This is a genomic window from Ensifer sp. ENS11 (genome assembly GCF_014851895.1).
GTDB lineage: Bacteria > Pseudomonadota > Alphaproteobacteria > Rhizobiales > Rhizobiaceae > Ensifer > Ensifer canadensis.
The window spans coordinates 1-229 of sequence record NZ_JACVAN010000111.1 but is presented as its reverse complement, the minus strand read 5'-3'; the positions used below and the strand labels follow the sequence as shown (position 1 = coordinate 229).

Below are 229 nucleotides of genomic sequence, written 5' to 3'. Positions count from 1 at the left end.
CAGAGGTGATCAGTGGAACGTCGTTCGTGCCGGTGATCACGATCGTCACCGTCTGCACTGCCGTGCCACCATGGCCGTCATCGACGGTCACGTCGTACTTCTGCGTCAGCGTCTGGCCGGCCTGCAGGCTGTCGAGCACGCCATCGGCGACCTCGAAGCTCCAGCCGACCGAGTCGCCCGCCTGGTTCACCGCCGCCAGCGCGAAAGTGCCGAGGTAGCTGGCGCCCTG

General features: G+C 66.8%; 1 protein-coding gene. It reads right to left on the bottom strand.

From position 1 onward, the window contains the following. On the bottom strand, nt 1-229 hold a 229-nt coding region (locus IB264_RS34430; RefSeq protein ID WP_192435401.1), incomplete at both ends, for a VCBS domain-containing protein.